General features: G+C 70.2%; 11 protein-coding genes. 5 read left to right on the plus strand and 6 right to left on the minus strand.

Features of this window, described 5'->3' with window-relative positions; genetic code table 11:
• The first annotated feature begins 3 nt into the window (after nucleotides 1-3).
• The gene (locus ACWENQ_RS31960) at nucleotides 4-906 is read left to right on the plus strand and encodes a S1C family serine protease (protein ID WP_449929079.1); all 903 of its coding nucleotides are present in this window, start codon (nucleotides 4-6) and stop codon (nucleotides 904-906) included.
• On the opposite strand, the gene ACWENQ_RS31965 is transcribed toward ACWENQ_RS31960, so the two are convergent.
• From ACWENQ_RS31965 to ACWENQ_RS31975, 3 genes are all read right to left on the minus strand, one after another.
• Complete coding sequence (locus tag ACWENQ_RS31965) at nucleotides 872-2206, minus strand: glycosyltransferase family 4 protein (protein ID WP_449929077.1); 1335 nt, start codon at nucleotides 2204-2206, stop codon at nucleotides 872-874. The two genes, ACWENQ_RS31960 and ACWENQ_RS31965, sit on opposite strands and share 35 nt — an antisense overlap.
• 120 nt (nucleotides 2207-2326) lie before the next feature.
• Nucleotides 2327-5437, minus strand: coding sequence for a S41 family peptidase (locus ACWENQ_RS31970; RefSeq protein WP_452417506.1), 3111 nt, complete (start codon nucleotides 5435-5437; stop codon nucleotides 2327-2329).
• Nucleotides 5438-5705: 268 nt separating this feature from the next.
• Entirely contained in the window at nucleotides 5706-6719 is a 1014-nt protein-coding gene (locus ACWENQ_RS31975) for an Rv2578c family radical SAM protein (RefSeq protein WP_452417508.1), read from the minus strand.
• A 132-nt stretch (nucleotides 6720-6851) separates the two neighbouring features.
• Between ACWENQ_RS31975 and ACWENQ_RS31980 the strand changes: the two genes are divergently transcribed.
• A complete protein-coding gene (locus ACWENQ_RS31980; protein WP_449929071.1) occupies nucleotides 6852-7139 on the plus strand; it encodes a DUF3040 domain-containing protein in 288 nt (95 codons plus the stop codon).
• Nucleotides 7140-7343: 204 nt separating this feature from the next.
• On the opposite strand, the gene ACWENQ_RS31985 is transcribed toward ACWENQ_RS31980, so the two are convergent.
• On the minus strand, nucleotides 7344-7988 hold the full coding sequence (locus ACWENQ_RS31985; protein ID WP_449929069.1) for a hypothetical protein: 645 nt from the start codon (nucleotides 7986-7988) through the stop codon (nucleotides 7344-7346).
• A gap of 501 nt (nucleotides 7989-8489) precedes the next feature.
• Between ACWENQ_RS31985 and bla the strand changes: the two genes are divergently transcribed.
• The 3 genes from bla to ACWENQ_RS32000 all read left to right on the plus strand — a co-directional run bounded on the left by bla (nucleotide 8490) and on the right by ACWENQ_RS32000 (nucleotide 13209).
• Nucleotides 8490-9428, plus strand: coding sequence for a class A beta-lactamase (bla, locus tag ACWENQ_RS31990; protein ID WP_449929067.1), 939 nt, complete (start codon nucleotides 8490-8492; stop codon nucleotides 9426-9428).
• Nucleotides 9428-11668 carry a transglycosylase domain-containing protein gene (locus ACWENQ_RS31995; RefSeq protein WP_452417510.1) on the plus strand — a complete coding sequence of 747 codons (2241 nt, stop codon included), beginning with the start codon at nucleotides 9428-9430 and terminating at the stop codon, nucleotides 11666-11668. Before bla ends, ACWENQ_RS31995 begins: the two co-directional genes overlap by 1 nt.
• 791 nt (nucleotides 11669-12459) lie before the next feature.
• On the plus strand, nucleotides 12460-13209 hold the full coding sequence (locus tag ACWENQ_RS32000) for a TNT domain-containing protein (RefSeq protein WP_452417511.1): 750 nt from the start codon (nucleotides 12460-12462) through the stop codon (nucleotides 13207-13209).
• 176 nt (nucleotides 13210-13385) lie between these two features.
• Here ACWENQ_RS32000 and ACWENQ_RS32005 read toward each other — a convergent pair whose 3' ends face one another.
• Together ACWENQ_RS32005 and ACWENQ_RS32010 are read right to left on the minus strand one after the other, a co-directional pair.
• Nucleotides 13386-13895: a hypothetical protein gene (locus tag ACWENQ_RS32005; RefSeq protein ID WP_452417513.1), complete on the minus strand. Its 510-nt coding sequence runs from the start codon at nucleotides 13893-13895 to the stop codon at nucleotides 13386-13388.
• 99 nt (nucleotides 13896-13994) lie between these two features.
• Nucleotides 13995-15587 carry a penicillin-binding transpeptidase domain-containing protein gene (locus ACWENQ_RS32010; RefSeq protein ID WP_452417515.1) on the minus strand — a complete coding sequence of 531 codons (1593 nt, stop codon included), beginning with the start codon at nucleotides 15585-15587 and terminating at the stop codon, nucleotides 13995-13997.
• Nucleotides 15588-15658 lie beyond the last annotated feature (71 nt).

The raw sequence follows: 15658 nt of genomic DNA on the forward strand, positions 1-15658 counted from the left end.
CGCATGTCCGATCCCCTCGACGCCTACTCCAGCACCGTGTCCTCGGTCGCCGCCGAGCTGATGCCGAAGGTGGCCGGCGTGCGCGCGGACAGGGGCAGCGGTTCGGCCGTGGTGTTCACCACCGACGGCTTCCTGCTGACGAACGCGCACGTGGTCGGCTCGTCCCGGTCGGGGACGGTGGCCTTCGCCGACGGGTCGGCGAGCGACTTCGTGCTGGTGGGCCGGGATCCGCTGTCGGATCTGGCCGTGATCAGGGCCGAGGGCGCGACGCCCGCTCCGGCGGTGCTGGGCGACAGCGACGGCCTGGTGGTGGGCCAGCTGGTGGTGGCGGTCGGCAACCCGCTGGGCCTGGCCGGTTCGGTGACGGCGGGCGTGGTGTCAGGGCTGGGCCGCTCGCTGCCCGTGGGCGGGCGGCTCATCGAGGACGTCATCCAGACCGACGCGGCGCTCAATCCCGGGAACTCCGGCGGGGCGCTGGCCGACGCGCGCGCCAGGGTGGTGGGCATCAACACCGCCGTGGCGGGGGTCGGGGTGGGCCTGGCCGTGCCCGTGAACTCCACCACGCGCTCCATCATCGCCGCGCTGATCAGGGACGGCAGGGTGCGCCGGGCCTTCCTCGGCCTGGTGACCTCGCCCGCGCCGCTGCCCGAGGCGCTGCGGGCGCGGACCGGGCAGCGGCAGGCGCTGCGGGTGATGGAGGTGGTGCCGGGCTCCCCGGCGGCGCGGGCGGGGCTGCGGGCGGGCGACCTGGTGCTGAGCGCCGGACGCAACCCCGTGGGCGACGCGCAGAGCCTTCAGCGGCTGATGTTCGCCGAGGCGATCGGGCGGCCGTTGCCGATCACGGTGTTCCGCAACGGCGCGCTCGTGGACGTCATCGCTGAGCCGGTGGAGCTGGAGACGGTGTGAGCGCGGGCGGCTCGGGCGCGGCCGGCGCGGCGGTGGGGTCGGGCTTGACGTAGGTGCCGTTGCGGCGGGCCAGCAGCTCCTCCAGCAGGGCGTCCCACTTGGCGCCGACGGACTGCACGTCGTAGGTGGCGGCGGTGGCCAGCGCGCCCTCGGCCAGCCGGTGGCGCAGCTCCTCGTCCTCGATGACGCGGATGAGGGCGGCGGCCAGGTTGGCGTTGGTGCGCGGCTTGACCAGCAGGCCGTCGACCTCGTTGGTGATCATCTCCTTGGGGCCGTGCGGGCTGTTGAAGCTCACCACCGCCAGCCCCTTGGCCATCGCCTCCAGGATCGTCATGGGGAAGCCCTCGTGGCGCGAGCTGAGCGCGAAGATCGAGGCCTTCTCCAGCTCGGCGCCGACATCGGTGGTGGGCCCCGGCAGCTCGATCCTGTCCTGCAGCCCGGCCTCGGCCACCTGGGCCCGCAGGTTGTCCTCCTGCGGTCCCGCGCCGAAGATGCGCAGGGTCCAGTCGGGGTGGGCGGCCGCCACGGTCTCCCAGGCGGTGATGAGACGGTGGAAGCCCTTGAGCCTGGTCATGCGGCCGACGGCGACCACGACCTTGTTCTCGAGCTTGGAGACCTCGCCCGTCATGGGCGGCACCGCGTTGGGGATGCGGGCCAGCTTCTTCGGCTTGCGCCGCAGCGTCTCGCGGTAGTCGCGCAGATCGGCCTTGGTCAGGGTGACCAGCGCGTCGAAGCTGCGGTAGCGGCGCTTGATGAGCTCCTGCACCTCCTGCGGCTGTCCCTGCAGGGCCACGTGCTCCTGGCCGATGGTGATGACGCTCGGCAGCGCCAGCTGGGCCAGGGCCAGGTTGAGGCCGGGCCTGGTGGCCATGACGACCCCGGTGTCGATCGAGCGGATCCACCTGGCCAGCTGCAGGTCGGTCCACAGGTTGAAGCGGTGGTAGGCCGCCTCCTGCGGGGGGATGAGCCTGCTCGGCATCTTCGACAGCCGGCCGCGCAGGCCGGTCCTCGGGACGAGCCGGTCGTCGAGGAAGCGGACCTTCACCCGCGGATCGAGGGGGAAGAACGGCTCCTCGGCCTCCTTGAGGATGGAGACGATCTCCACGTCGCGGCCGGTGGCGGCCAGGTATCCGGCCAGGTTGAAGACCGTCCTGATGGTGCCGCCCATGCCGTAGGCATGCAGAAGAAGGATCTTGATCTGGTGCGTGGACGGAGGTGGCGCGGCTCGTCCGCGCCTGCGGTTGTTGGCCTCGAACAGCCGGTAGACGGCCGCCTTGCCCTTGCCTGCCAGTGCACGCACCTGTGGGGGTCCCCTTCTCGGAAGCTTCCGGGTTCACGCGCTTGCCTGTCCCCGTGGCGCGTTCCCCCGCTTTCGCCCTTTAGACGCTCCAATGATGGAGAAGGTTGCAAAGTCTGAGCATCAGCTGTGAAAGATCCGTTCTATCGCGAGATCGATGGCTTTCTCGAGTTGCGTGTCGATCCCTCGGGCGTAGTCCTGAGGTGTGATATCAACCTCAAAGTCCGGGTCTGTCCCATAATTCTCCACTCGCCGGTCACCTTCGACAAAGGTGAAGGAATATTCCGGTTGGGTGGTGAGCGTGCCGTCGGCCAGCCGGTGACGTGGCCAGATGCCGATGACACCGCCCCACGTGCGCTTGCCGACCAGCGGGCCGAGTCCGAGCAGCTTGAAGGTGTGGCTGAAGATGTCGCCGTCGGAGCCCGCCCACTCGTTGGTGACGGCCACCAGCGGGCCGCGCGGCGACTCCGGCGGGTACGGCTCGGCGTCGCCGCGACGCGGATGCTCGTAGCCGACGCGGCGGCGGGCGAGCTTGTCGAGCAGGAGCGCGGAGATGTTGCCTCCGGTGTTGAACCTGACGTCCACGATGAGCGCCTCGCGGTCGTACTCGGACAGGTAGCCGCGGTGGAACTCGCCGAACCCGGCCGTGCCCATGTCGGGGATGTGGACGTAGCCGACACGGCCGCCGCTGCGCTGGTGGCAGCGGGCGCGGTTGAGGTTGACCCAGTCGCGGTAGCGGGCGGGCTGCTCGTCGGCGATGGCGCGGACGGTCACGCTGAACGTGCGCCCCTGCCTGGACAGGGCCAGCTCGACCTCCTGCCCGGCCTGGTTGACCAGTGCCTGGTTGGGCGTGGTGGTCGCGCCGACGGGGATGCCGTTGACGGCCAGCAGCGCGTCGCTCTGCCGTACGTGGACGCCGAGCCGGTTGAGCGGTGAGGTGGCCTCCGGATCCCACGGGTCGCCCTGGACGACGCGGCCGATCACGTAGGCGCCGTCCCTGTACTCCCAGTCGACGCCGAGCTTGCCCTGGGTGTAGTCGGGGCCGGGCCGGTACTCGCCGCCGATCTCGTAGGCGTGGCTGGTGCCGAGCTCGCCCTGCAGCTCCCACAGCAGGTCGGAGAACTCCCCCCGGGTGGTGACGCGGTCCAGCAACGGCAGGTAGCGCTCGTAGACGGCCTGCCAGTCGAGCCCGGCCATGTCGGCCGACCAGAAGTTCTCCCGCTGCAGCCGCCACGCCTCGCGGAACATCTGCCGCCACTCCGCCTCGGGGCTGAGGGAGACCTTGACGCGGGACAGGTCGAGCCATCCGCTCTGCCGGCCGGGCGTCTCGTCGTCCACGTCGGGGACCTCACCGGCCTTGAGCAGCCGCAGGCGATCTCCCGCCCGGTAGAGCAGGCTCCGGTGGTCGGCGGCCAGCACGAAGTCGGTGACGTCGGTGGCGAAGGTCTCGTCCTTCTGCTTGTCGAAGTCGAACAGGTGCAGCGTGCCCTCGTCGGCCTCGATCGGGTGGGACAGGATCAGCACCTTGCCCTTGAGCCCCGCCAGCCGCTCGTAGCGTCCCTCGGGCAGCGGGAAGGCGGTGATCCGGTACGGCAGGCGCTCGACGTCGACGGCCGGCTCACCCGGCTCGTCGCCCTCGTCCTCCCCTTCCTCCGCCTCGTCCCTGCCGTCGTCCTCGTCGTCCCCGTCGTCGTTCTTGGCGGCGAGCGGCCGCGGCCGGGGCACGAACGGGGAGGGCACGTCCTCGCGCAGGGCGATGGCGTAGGGCCTGGTGCCCAGCGGGAAGCCGAGATCGAACTGCAGGGCGTCGTAGACGGGGTTGAAGACGCGCTGGCCGATGAAGTAGAGGTAGTCGCCCTCGGGATCGAAGGCGGGGCGGTAGTCCTTGAGCACCGGGTGGGTGGCGGTCACCGTACGGCCGGAGGGCACGTGGTGCATCTTGATGGCGGTGTGCTGGGCGCTGGTGGGCGAGGCGTAGGCGAGCCAGCGGCCGTCGGGCGACCAGGCGGGGTCCTCGACCGCGGCGTGCGGGTTGGCCTCGACCAGGGTGGCGGTGCGCCTGGTGAGGTCGACGACGTGGAGCTCGTGGCGGTGGTTGGTCACGGCGATCAGGTCACCGGCGGGCGCGGCGACCAGGTCGGTGACCCGTCCGGTGTCGAGGTGGTCGAGGCGTGTCTGGCTCCTGCCGTCGAGCAGCACGAGGACCTCGCGGTCGCCGTCGTCGCTGGCGGCGGCCACCAGACCGCCCCCGCCGGTCCAGGTGAGGAAGCGGTAGCGGACGCCGTCGACCTCCCCGTGCTGGTGGACGGGCCCCTCCCAGCCGGCGAAGGTGTAGGCCTTGCCACGGGTCGTGATCGCCACCGCGCTGCCGTCGGGGCTGGGCGTGGCGCTGTCGAGGTAGTCGGAGGCGTCGACGAAGCGCCGGTTGCGCTGGGTGCGGGAACTGGCCAGCAGCACCTCCACCCGCCTGGTCTCGCTGTCCGGTTCGAGGACGTAGAGGTCACCCGCCGCGTGGTAGACGAGCGTGTGGCCGTCGCTGGAGAGGTTGCGGGCGTAGTAGTCGCGGTGATGGGTGTGCTTGCGCAGGTCCGAACCGTCGGGCGCGCACGAGTAGACGTTGCCGGTGCCCTCGTGGTCGGACAGGAAGCAGACCCGGTCACCGCTCCAGCACGGCGAGGCGAGGTTGCCCGGCAGGCTGATCAGCCGCCGCCAGTCGCCCTGACCGGCCGGGTCGATCCACAGATCGCCGGCGGTGCCGCCCCGGTAGCGCTTCCACCGGGCGGGGTCGGCGGTGTTGCGGCCCAGCACGATCATGTCCCGCGGTCCGTGGCTGATGCTCGTGGCCGGCCCGTACGGCAGGCGCTCGGGCACGCCGCCGGGCCGCACCCGGTGCAGCCACTTCTGCCCTTCGAACGGCTGCTGCGCGTCGCTGGCGTACAGCACCCTGTCGTGCGGGTCCCAGCCGGTGACGGTGCACCGGGCACCGTGGAAGGTCACCCGCCTGGCCGCCCCGCCGCCCGCGGGCATGACGTAGACCTCCTCGGGACCCTCCTCCCTGCCGACGAAGGCGAGCTGGTCGCCGCGCGGCGAGAACCGCGGGTAGGCGGCCTCGGCCAGCCCCGCGGTCAACCGGAAGGCGCGCCCGCCCTGCGCGGGGACCATCCAGAGATCGTCCTCCGCCGCGAAGACGACGACGTCTTTGAAGATCGCTGGGAAGCGCAGGTATGCCGTCATTGGCCGCTCCGTGATCAGGCAGCCGGACGGGCGGCCGGCTGCCTGATCATGATCGCACCGTCGCGGTGAGGGGAACCTACTCGCCTTCCGGTTTCTTGCCGGCCTCGCGTTTGGCGTTCTTGGAGGCTCTTGTCGCCTTGATGCTCGCCTTCTTGGCCTTTCCGGACTTGGCGGGTTTCTTCTGCGGTTCTGGCATTGGTCGTTCCCCCGATGTGTCGGCCCGCTATTCGGGCATCAACCCCGTTAATACCCAAATGGCTACTTGGCCTCACAAAAGGGACAACTGTTCCGGCTTGGCGGCTTGCTCCGGTCTGATGCGCCACGAAGGCGAGCGGCCGATCCCGGCATGCTCGGCCAGCCGCCTGACGTGGGCCGTCACCTGATCCTGGTAGGCCTTCGGCGCGTAGGCGCCCCTGCCGTACAGCTCCAGGTAGCGCGGCACCAGCCGCGGATGCTCGCGCGCGAGCCAGCCGAGGAACCATTCGCGCGCCCCGGGCCGCAGGTGGAGCACGATCGGCGTGACGTGCGTGGCGCCGGCCGCCGCGATCTGCCCGACCGTCTCCTCCAACTGCCGGGGGGAGTCGGACAGGTAGGGCAGGATCGGCGCCATCAGCACGCCGCAGGCGATGCCGCTGTCGTTGAGCCGCCGGCAGACTTCGAGCCGCCGCCGCGGATGGGGGGTGCCCGGCTCCACCGTCCGCCACAGCTCGGCGTCGAGGAAGCCCACCGACACCGCCGTGCTCACCTCCGTCACCCGTGCCGCCGACACCAGCAGCGGCAGGTCGCGCAGGATCAGCGTGCCCTTGGTGAGGATCGAGAAGGGGTTGGCGGCCTCGCCCAGCGCCCGCAGGATGCCGGGCATCAGCCGGTAGCGGCCCTCGGCGCGCTGGTAGCAGTCGACGTTGGTGCCCATCGCGACGTGCTCGCCGCCCCAGCGCGGCGCGGCGAGCTCCTTGCGGGCGAGCTCCGCGGCGTTGACCTTCACCACGATCCTGGAGTCGAAGTCGTGGCCGGCGTCGAGGTCGAGATACTCGTGGGTCTTGCGGGCGAAGCAGTAGACGCACGAGTGGCTGCACCCCCGGTAGGGGTTGATGGTGTAGGAGAACGGCACGCGACTGGCGGCCGGCACCTTGTTGATGATCGATCTCGCGTGGATCTCGTAGAAGGTCATCCCCCGGAACTCGGGGGTGTCGAAGGTGCGGGTCACCGCGCCACGGGCGAACAGCGGCAGCGCCGAATCGTCGCCGCCGGCGTCGGTCAGACGCAGGTTGTCCCAGCGCATGACATGATTAGAACGCAGGTTCGACAATGATCGCAACAGGAAAGACTCTGCAATTCGCTGCCCTAGGAACGGATAATGATCTTCACGGTTGGGCAGGAAACGGTGCACAGAGCTTGCGTTCGGAGGTGCACGATGGCCTGGTCGCAGGACGAGGAGCGGATGCTGGCACAGATCGAGCGCCACCTCGTCGACGATGATCCGCGACTCGTCGCGCGGCTGGAGTCGTTCAACGATCGCGTACGGCGCAGCGAGGAGTCCGAGCGCCGCCGGACGGCCAGAGCCAACGGCGAGCAGCCCGCCAGGCGCCGCCTCCGCCGCTCGACGGTCATCATCGTGATCAGCTGGGTGCTGATCGCCACGCTGGTGGCGACGCTGCTGGTGCTGGTCCTCCGCCAGGAGGCCGCCGCGCTGGCCTTCTAGGCCGCCCCGGCGGCCGCACTCGCGACGGCCTTCAGGGTGCGCCGCCGCCGGCGGGAGCTCGTGGAGCTCGGCCGCCGGCAGCCGCTCCCGCACGTCCCACGGCATCCCCGACCGTGCGGGCACGGCCCGGATCCCGGGCCGCCGGATACTCGGTCACCGTGGGTGCAGGCGGGCGCCTACGCGATACGGTCACCGTCGATGTACTTACTTGGCCGACAGGACGCGTCCCATGAAGATGGGGCGCTTGGTCTCCCAGTACCTCCAGCCCTCGACCCTCGACGGGACGTTGGCGATGCCGGTGGCGACCGGGTGGACGTCGCAGTTCTGGAACTGCCGCCAGGCCGAGAAGCCGATGCGGTAGCCGAAGACGCGGTACCACAGGTTGCCGTACATGTTCTTGCTGATGGTGTGGGTGTACTCGTGGCCCGCCTCGACGATGTTCTCCTCGGCGAGCAGCGGGTTCACGTTGTTGCGCAGCCTGCGGATCAGAGTGTCCTGGTTGAAGGGCATCTGGATCTCGCTGCCCTTCTCGCGCTCGATCTCGACTTCCCAGTACACGCGGTGCTGGCGCCTGACGGTCGCCGTGATCTCGCCGCCGGGGCCGTCGATGAAGCGGCTACGCGGGATGAAGAAGTTCCTCGGCTCGAAGTTGTGGAACCGGAAGAAGCTCCTGGGCCTGCACTTCCTCCTGGCCTCCTCCCGCAGCGTGGGGCGACCGTTGGGGCGGGGATCCGAAGCCGCGACCCCTGCGGAGGCCCCGCTCCCCACGGTCGGGGACGCGATGGCCGGTGAGCACAGGCTGGCGCCGAGCGCCATGGAGACGGATCCCGCCAGCGTCAGCGTCGCCACCCTCCTCAGTGGCTTGTGCCGCGCCGGCGGTGTCGGTGTGGTGTCTGTTCGGGGACTCGTGAACATAGAGAAAATCCGTTCCCTCTCGGATCGCGGCGGGGCCGCGACTGACTCGCTGGCCGGATGACGGCCGACGCTCGTCCGTTGAGTGACTCAACGTAACAATGAGGATGCTTACAGTCGTCGCGGGTTGTCTTGTGACGACACGCCACGCCGGAGTCTCCCGAGCGAGGAAAGTGCCGGTCAAAAGCTACGAAAACGCTGAGCGCCGCGCGGCGTCCCCGCTCCGCCGGCGGTGCGGCAGGGCCGGTCATGGCACGGAAAGATCACGTTTCCTGATGTGACGGGCCCGCCACTCCGTCTGGCACGGTCCCGCGACACGCGACACCACCAGTTCTCATATCGAAACTGATATTGGTTGATCGTCCATATCGCTATTGGACTGCACCGGGCCGGGCCTGCTTTGCTCCTTGCCTCTGACAGCCGACGCAAGGATGTGACATGCGAAACCCGCGCGCCCGCCGGCTCTCGGCCGCGCTGCCCGCGACCGCTCTGGCGATCTCCCTCCTGTCCGGGGCCGCCCCCGGCATCGCCACGGCCTCGGCCGCCACCGTGACGGCGGCGCGGCCGCTCTCGGCGCAGGCCCAGGTCGGGAAGGAACTGCGCGAGCTCGAGGCGTCCTTCGACGGCCGCATCGGCGCGTACGCCGTGGACACCGCGACCGGCAGGACCGTGACATACCGGGCGGGCGAGCGTTTCCCGTTGCTGTCGACGTTCAAGGCGCCCTTGTGCGCGGCCGCGCTGCACAAGGCCCGCACCTCCGAGCCCGGCCTGATGGAGAAGGTCGTCACGTGGACGGCCGCCGACCTCAAGCCCAACTCGCCGACCACCGAGAAGCACGTCGAGGACGGCCTGACGGTCGCCCAGCTGTGCGAGGCGACCATCACCCTGAGCGACAACACCGCGGGCAACATGGTGCTCAAGCAGATCGGCGGGCCGGCCGGCCTGACGAGGTACTTCCGCTCGCTGAAGGACCCGATCTCCCGCCTGGACCGCTGGGAGACCGAGCTCAACGACTGGACCCCCAAGGACAACCGCGACACCACCACGCCCGCCGCCATCTCCCGCGACCTGCGCCTGATCACGACCGGGAACGCGCTGCACCCCAAGGACCGGGCACGGCTCAACGCCTGGCTCATCGCGAGCAAGACCGGCGACGAGCGCATCCGTGCCGGCCTGCCCAAGACGTGGACCATCGGCGACAAGACCGGCACGAACACCGAGATTGGCGCGGGCAACGACCTCGCCGTCATCTGGCCGGGCAAGGCGGCGGCGCCCATCATCATGGCCGTCTACACCAACCGCGGCACCCCCGCCGTCGACAACACGGTCATCGCCAAGACCGCCACCATCCTGGCGCGTGGGCTCGGCAAGCTCTGATGGCGCGACGGACAGCGAAGGTCGTCCGGCTGGCCGCCGCGGGCGTGGCGGCCGGCGTGGTCGTGGCGGGGATCGCCTTCCCCGCCACGGGGGGTGCGGGTCTGGGGCTCATGTCGGCTGTGGGACAGGTCGACCTCAGGCCGGTCGCCCTCGCCGAGCCGCCGCTGGCCGAGGTCACGACCGTGCAGGACGCCATGGGCAACGAGATCGCGCGCTTCTACGAGCAGTACCGGGAGGCCGTCGGCTTCGACGAGATCGCCGAGGTCATGAAGAAGGCGATCGTCTCGATCGAGGACTACCGCTTCTACGAGCACGGCGCCATCGACCTCGAGGGCACGGTGCGGGCGCTCGCCACGAACCTGCGGGCGGGCCAGGTCAGCCAGGGCGGGTCGAGCATCACCCAGCAGTACGTCAAGCAGGTGCTGCTCAACTCCGCCGACACGCAGGCCGAGCAGAACGCCGCCCTCGAGGCCAGCTACGCGCGCAAGCTGAAAGAGCTGCGGTACGCCATGGGGGTCGAGAGGGCCTACACCAAGGACCAGATCCTCGAGAAGTACCTGAACATCGCCTACTTCGGCGCCGGCGCCTACGGCGTCGAGGCGGCGGCCAAGCGGTTCTTCGGCGTCCGGGCCGGCAAGCTCACACTCGCGCAGGCGGCGACGCTGGCGGGAGCCGTTCAGGATCCGAACGCCACCGACCCGAACCTCGGCGGCAAGTACCGCGAGCGGCTGCGCAAGCGCCGTGACGTGGTGCTCGACCGGATGGCCGAGCTGGGCGCGATCACCCCGGCGGCGGCCGCGGCGGCGAAGGCCACCAAGCTCGGCTACAAGGGCACGAAGCTCCCCGGCGGCTGCGAGTCCACCAAATACACCTACTTCTGCCTGTATGTCCGACACGAGATCCTGAGCAACCCCGACTTCGGCAAGACCGCCGACGAGCGCCTCAAGATGCTCAACCGCGGCGGGCTGACCATCAAGACCACGATCAACCCGGCCATGCAGGCCGCCGCCGACCGGGCCATCAGGCGGTACGTGCGCGCCTCCGACGGCCCCCTCGCCGCCGAGGCCCTGGTCCAGCCGGGCACCGGAGCGATCAGGGCCATGGCCGCGAGCCGGCCGTACGGCCCCCACAAGTCCAGGAACGAGATCTCCTACAACGTCGTCGCGGACGCCGCGCACGGCGGCGGGGTCGGGTTCCAGGCGGGCTCCACGTTCAAGACCTTCACCCTGATCAGCGCGCTGCAGCGGGGCATGAAGCTCGACGACGGCCTGAGCGCCGGCGCCGGCTACCGGGCGCCGGACTTCGCCACGTTCAGGACCTGCGCGGGCGGGAAGGTCGGCGACCCCCGGCACACGGTCACCAACGACGAGGGCTCGCCCGGGTGGAAGACGCTGCGGACCGGCACCTGGAGTTCGGTGAACACCTTCTTCATGGAACTCCAGCAGCGGGTCGGGCTCTGCAGCACGGTCACCACGGCCCAGTCGCTGGGCGTCCGGCGTGCCGACGGTCGCAAGCTGCGCGAGGTCGAGACGTTCACGCTCGGCGTCAACGAGATGGACCCGGTGACGGTGGCCAACGCGTACGCGGCCATCGCGGCGCGCGGCCGGTACTGCGCGCCGATGGCGATCACGCAGATCACCGACCGGGACGGCAAGGTCACCCGGTACCGGCCCAAATGCCGCCAGGCACTCGACCCCGAGATCGCCGACGCGACGGCGGAGGTGCTGTCCGGCGTGTTCACCAAGGGCACGATGCGCGGCGTCGGGGGCATCGGGCGCCCCGCGGCGGGCAAGACGGGCACCACCGACGGCTACGCGACCGCCTGGTTCGCCGGATTCACTCCGGATCTGGCGTCGGCGGTCAGCATCGGCGACCCGCGCGGCTCCCAGCGGTACAAGCTGACCGGGGTGACGATCGGCGGGCGCTACTACGGAACGGTGGAGGGGGCCACCCTGCCCGGGCCGATCTGGAAGGACACGATGATCGGCGCGCTCACGGGCGTGCCGCCGACGCGGTTCACGCCCCTGAACGCGGAGCGCTTCGAGGGCTGCTCCGGGCACTGCCGTCCCGCGCCGGAGTCCGCACCCGACGACGGCGACAGCGCACGTGAGGCCGACTCCGGCACCGACGCCATCGGGAACGCCGACGAGTCAGGTGCCGACGAGGCCGCCGATCCTGACACCGGGGCCGTGGAGGACACCCGTCCACGTGGCCGCCGCCACGGTCCGCCCAACGGCTGAGGCCGGTCTCCCACCTGTCCGGGCCGCCGGCCGTTCCGGCGCCAGGCGGCACGCTCGTCGGGGTGGGCGAAGCGGGCAGTGCCCAGGCGCGGCGGGCGGGGTTGCGGTGGCGCGGCCCCGGTGGCGCGGCTCCGGTGGCGCGGTCCCCTTCGGGACATGCGGCGGCCGACGAACGTCGAGGGCCCCGGCGGCATGCCGGGGCCCTCTTCTCAACGTGTCACATGGAGTCGGCGCGACTCATGCTCCATCATGACCGCCACCTCGCCGCCGACGCACGCACGACACGCCAGGCAACCGCCTCCCGCACGCCTCGAGCCGTGTCGCCCCTGACCGGCGCCGTCCCTGGAAGGTCCGTCGGACGGCGTGGCCGCGTCGTCGAGGACGGCCGGCGGATTCTCCGGAAAGTGTGCAATCGGCATATATATCCGACATGGCGATACAAAATAGCATGTGCTGGGAAATTCAGAAAATAGCGCACTGCCGCGTTCATTGCTCTATTCTTTGCTCTTCTCTTGCGGTTGATGTGATCTGGTTCCAGTGGTGCCGGGAATGTAGAGATCGATCACATTATTCATGTGCGTAATGCACTCATGTCCGCATGTACTCATAGGAGCGCCCTTCTCGAGCGAGAAATGCCGAAGCGGCTGATCCGGCGGAAGTCGCGGTGCGATCGGGTGCGTACGTCGCTGAATCGCTTGTGGTCAACCTTCATGTATTTGTCGTCCACAATTGACGGGAAAGTCATGCGATTCTATCGACGAAGCGCCATGCTGGTCGCTGCGATATACGCGATGGCCGGCGCCATGGGCGGGGTGGCCGCGCACGCCGACAGCGTTCTGCAGTCCGAAACCCGGCTCGTTCATGCGGCGGATCTCGGTCCGACGCCGCCGCCCGGTAAAGGCGAGAGCGACAGCAGGAGCACGCCGGGCGGCCAACTGGTCTGCGGACCGCCGTACGTGACCGGCGACCCGGACCTCGGGCCGGTCTTCCTGCCGCGGACCGGCTATCTCGGTGCGCTCCTGCGCGGCTACGTGCCGCTGGGCACTCTCAGCCCGCAGCATTTCCTGTCGCGCTACTGGGACTACACCACGAACGACTACCGCTACCCGCCCAACGCCGGATTCGCCCAGTCCGGCAATTACCCCAACGGCAGGCTGCTGGTCAAGACGACGATTCTGCAGATCGGCATGAGGCTCGACCGCTTCGGAGGATACGGGGGCGCATACCTGGCGCCGATGGGCGACCTGTTCATCAGGCGCGGGCTGCCGCCGCGCAACCTCAACACCAACGCGCAGGATCCCGAGCACCCATGTAATTACCACGCCTTCCGGGTCCTCAAGCCCTTCCGCGTCGATGTGGGCCCGGCCGCCCCCGCCTTCCAGCAGCCGGGCGGCGGCACGCAATACCACGTGCTCAGCAAGTACATTCCCGAGGCTCCGCAGACCAGCCAAGAAGTTCCGGTGAGCTGGCTGCTGGCGAACCAGTACCTGGAGGAGATCGCGCCGATCCCGCCGGCCGATCTCGTGGCCGGCAGCGAGTAGGACACAGGGCCTGGCAGCGGCGGCGCTCGCCTGCGGCGGGGTGCGAAGATCTCGCCGGCGGCGGGCGCCGAACCTCGCCCGACCGCTGAGACTGCCTCCCGAGCAGGGAAGCCCGCCTCGCCGTCGACCAGCCGGATCCTCTCCGCGCCAGCGAGGATCGCGGCCGGCTTGATTCGTCAGGTCCTTGCGGGCTTGATGTCGATCACGATCATCTTGTCGTGACGGAAGCTGTCGAGGTCGGCGGCGTTCCAGGTCTCGCCGGGCCTGATCTGGTGGAACCTGAAAGTCGCGTTGGTCTCATTGGCGTTCACGATGCAGCGCACGGCGTTGGGCGGGTCGAGGGCGTAGACCAGCCGGCTGAACTCCAGGGCGAACGCGACGCCGTTCATGAGAAGGATCCGCTGGTCATCGTCGCTGATCGTGGGTGCGCCATCCACGCTGACGATGTCGATCGGGACGTGGTCCTCCAGATGGAAGGAGCTGTCGGAGCACTCCCAGCCGGTGAGGTCGTGGAAGGAGGGGAAGCCTTCGGCATGTCCCGTCGAGGACGCCCAGGTGAGCACCTCGCCGCGGCGGACGATGCCTTCCGCCACGCGCTCGCGAAGGCCCGCGGCAAGGCCGCCTGGTGGCTCGACGCCCGCCAGCCCGCCCAATACCCGGAGCATGTCGGCTGCGGCGTCATTCATCGACAAGGACAGCATGCGTCCCATGATCGCAGCTCAGCTGTCCGCGGGGCGGTGGTCGGGGCCGGCCGCGCTCGTGGACGGCGCGCCGCTTCGCTGCTTCTAGGGCAGCGAAGCGGCCAGGCCGCGCAGGAAGGCCGCCGCGACGGGCGCGGCCACCTTGCCGCCACCGCCACCGCCTTCGACGACGACCGCGAAGGCCACGTCGCCCCGGTAGCCCATGAACCACGCGTGGGACGGAAGCTCGGGGCCGGAGCCGTACTCGGCGGTGCCGGTCTTGCCGCGCGTGCCCTCGGGCAGACCCGCCGCCTTGGCGGTGCCCTTGGTGACCACGGCCGCCATCATCGACCGCAGGTCTTCGGCCACGTCCTCGGGCAGCTTCACCGCCGCCGCCTTCTGCTTCAGGCCGGACACCAGCGTCGGCGGGCGCCAGGTGCCGTCGGCCAGCGCGGCCGCGACCGAGGCCATGGTCAGCGGGCTGGCGGTGATCCTGGCCTGGCCGAAGGACGCGGCGGCGAGCTCGGCGTCGGACTGGGTCCTGGGGAAGCTGGCCTTGGCCGCGGGGACGCCGACGGCCAGCGGCTGGTTGAAGCCGACCATCTCGGCGGCCTTCAGCAGCTTGTCGGAGCCCAGCCGTTCGGCGGCCATCGGGGCGATGGTCGTGTTGCAGGAGTAGGCGAAGGAGTCGGAGAAGGTGAGCGAGCCGTACTCGGCGTGCTCGGAGTTGCGCACCTTCAGGCCGCCGATGGTGGCGTACTTGGGGCAGGTCACCCGCTGGGTGGGGGAGACGCCCTCGGCCAGCAGGCCGAGCGCGGTGACGGCCTTGAATGTCGAGCCCGGCGGGTAGCGACCGTCGAGCGCCCGGTTGAAGCCGCCCCGGTTGTTGACGACGGCGAGGATCTCGCCCGTGGCGTGCCGTACGGCGACCAGGGACGTGGGCTTGGGCAGGTCGCGGACCGCGGTGACGGCCGCGGTCTGCACCCGCGGGTCGAGCGTGGTCTCCAGCGGGTTGCCCTTGCTGCCGTCGATCCTGCCGAGCACCTTGTCGCCGAGCATGATTTCGGTGGCGGGGGTGCCCGCCAGCCGCTTCTGGAAGTTCTCCTGCAGGCCGCCGCGGCCGATCGCGTCGCCGGCACGGTAGGAGGGGCCGAGCTTGGCGACGTCCTTGGCGGTGGCCTTGTCGAGGAAACCGACCAGTTGCTGCACCGACCCGCCGACCTGGCCGGTGTCGATGCGCTCGCCCGAGGCGTCGGTGATGGCGCCGCGCCGCGGCCAGTCGGTCTTGAGCTTGAAGGCGGCGCCGCCCGTCAGCGACGGGTGGAGCGTGCTGGGCGACCAGGCGACCTTCCACGCGCGCTCGGCGACCTTGAGATCGATCTGGCCGGTGTAGGACCACTCGCCGATGTGCCTGAGCGTGAGCGTGGCGGTGTAGGGGGCGGTGGCGGTGTCGTCGCCGTGGTCGACGACCCGGCCCACCGTGATCGCCATCCGCTCGACGTCGAGGCCCTTACGCTGCTGGTCGTAGGCGGCCAGCGACTGGGGCGCCACCAGCTCGGCCGTCATCTTCGGCGTGTCGCCCGCCTGCCAGGCCGCCGCGAAGCGCCGGGCGGTCTCCTCCGGCGAGCCGCGGGTGTGCAGCAGCCAGTAGGCACCGCCCGCGGCGGCCCCCACCGCCAGCACGGTGGCTCCCGACACGATCGCGATCGTCCGGCCACGCGCCACGAGTCACCCCCATGTCCTCGATCGGCTCACGAGCTTAGCGTCGG

It is taken from the genome of Nonomuraea sp. NPDC004354, from assembly GCF_053602555.1.

Excerpts from the sequence above, each read along its gene's own strand:
- ACWENQ_RS31960 (WP_449929079.1), top strand. The coding sequence starts at position 4 with ATGTCCGATCCCCTCGACGCCTACTCCAGCACCGTGTCCTCGGTCGCC.
- ACWENQ_RS31970 (WP_452417506.1), bottom strand. The coding sequence starts at position 5,437 with ATGACGGCATACCTGCGCTTCCCAGCGATCTTCAAAGACGTCGTCGTC.
- ACWENQ_RS31975 (WP_452417508.1), bottom strand. The coding sequence starts at position 6,719 with ATGCGCTGGGACAACCTGCGTCTGACCGACGCCGGCGGCGACGATTCG.
- ACWENQ_RS31980 (WP_449929071.1), top strand. The coding sequence starts at position 6,852 with ATGGCCTGGTCGCAGGACGAGGAGCGGATGCTGGCACAGATCGAGCGC.
- bla (WP_449929067.1), top strand. The coding sequence starts at position 8,490 with ATGCGAAACCCGCGCGCCCGCCGGCTCTCGGCCGCGCTGCCCGCGACC.
- ACWENQ_RS31995 (WP_452417510.1), top strand. The coding sequence starts at position 9,428 with ATGGCGCGACGGACAGCGAAGGTCGTCCGGCTGGCCGCCGCGGGCGTG.
- ACWENQ_RS32000 (WP_452417511.1), top strand. The coding sequence starts at position 12,460 with ATGGCCGGCGCCATGGGCGGGGTGGCCGCGCACGCCGACAGCGTTCTG.
- ACWENQ_RS32005 (WP_452417513.1), bottom strand. The coding sequence starts at position 13,895 with ATGAATGACGCCGCAGCCGACATGCTCCGGGTATTGGGCGGGCTGGCG.